This is a genomic window from Shouchella patagoniensis, from assembly GCF_002019705.1.
Classification (GTDB): Bacteria; Bacillota; Bacilli; order Bacillales; family Bacillaceae_D; genus Shouchella; species Shouchella patagoniensis.
In genome coordinates, this window is sequence record NZ_MTIX01000007.1 from 1 (window position 1) to 1,257 (window position 1,257).

Annotated in this window: 1 protein-coding gene; it reads right to left on the bottom strand. The window is 37.3% G+C overall.

What is annotated here, in order from left to right; genetic code table 11:
* On the bottom strand, window positions 1–1,244 hold a 1,244-nt coding region (locus BK584_RS24050; protein WP_367579333.1), incomplete at its 3' end, for a condensation domain-containing protein.
* Window positions 1,245–1,257 lie beyond the last annotated feature (13 nt).

Here is a 1,257-nt window from a genome sequence, read left to right on the forward strand (position 1 = left end):
AGGTATTTAAATACCCCGTAGTCTATCCCTCCATTTGGGATTTTCCGAATACATTCTTTCACTTGCTTAATTCCCTCACCTATATCATTCTTATTTCTTAATCCAATTTGTACAGGATAAATACTTGTAAACCATCCCACAGTTCTTGAGCAATCGACTTCATCATCAAACTGTTCTCGACCGTGCCCTTCAACGTCTATTAATAAAGGGGTGCGACCTATCCATTCACTAAACGTTTCTCCCAAAACCATCAATAATATCTCCTGGATCTGTGTATGATAAGTCTTTGGGACTTCCTGTAATAAGGATGCTGTATATGCTTGATTTAGTTCTACTGATACGTTATCTGTAGAAGCCACTGTATTTTGTCCTTGGTAGTCTATCGGTAACGGTGTGCTCCCCTTACTAATAACATCTAACCAATACGCTTTTTCTTTCTGAATTTTATCCGAATCTACGTACTCTAGAAGTTTCTCAGCCCATTTTTTATAAGACATCGTTTTTGAAGGCAATTTGGGTTCTTCTTGATTCTTTAAATCTTGATAAACCTTATGTAAATCATCTAATAAGATTCGCCAAGACACACCATCAACCACTAAATGGTGGATAATGATTAATATTCGGTTGGGTTGTTTTCGTCCCAAGTTGAAATAACGTACATTCACCAAAGGCCCCTTTTCGATACTTAATTTTTGTTGAGCCCTATTTGCGATTCTTTCCATTTCCTTTTTTTGTAATTCACTTGAGTGGTCCGCTAAATCAATAACCTTAAATTCTTGTAATTCCCCATCTAATCCGACATTTTCTTGTTTCCATCCTTCTTCACTCAATGAAAATCGACTCCGTAATGCATCATGATACTCTATTAAATAGTCGAATGATTTTTTTAGAAGAGTTGGGTCTATTTCATCGCGAACCTGTAAAAACAATGATTGGTTAAAATGATTAGGCTCTTCGAGCATAGTTTCAAAAAACCAATGTTGAACAGGCGTTAATGGAACATTGCCTTCAATCAATCCTTGTTCTTCATTGTCTTCTACCTCTCCTACTACGCTCACTAAGTTAGCGATTGTCCGGTGATGAAACAAATCTTTAGGCGTGAAATTCAACCCCTGTTCCTTGGCTTTCGCAATCAGTCTGATCGCCAAGATGGAATCCCCGCCGATTTCAAAAAAGTTATCGGTAATTCCAACCTTTTTTCTACTTAAAACTTCTTCCCATATCTCTGTGAGTACTCTCTCTATATTCGTAGTAGGC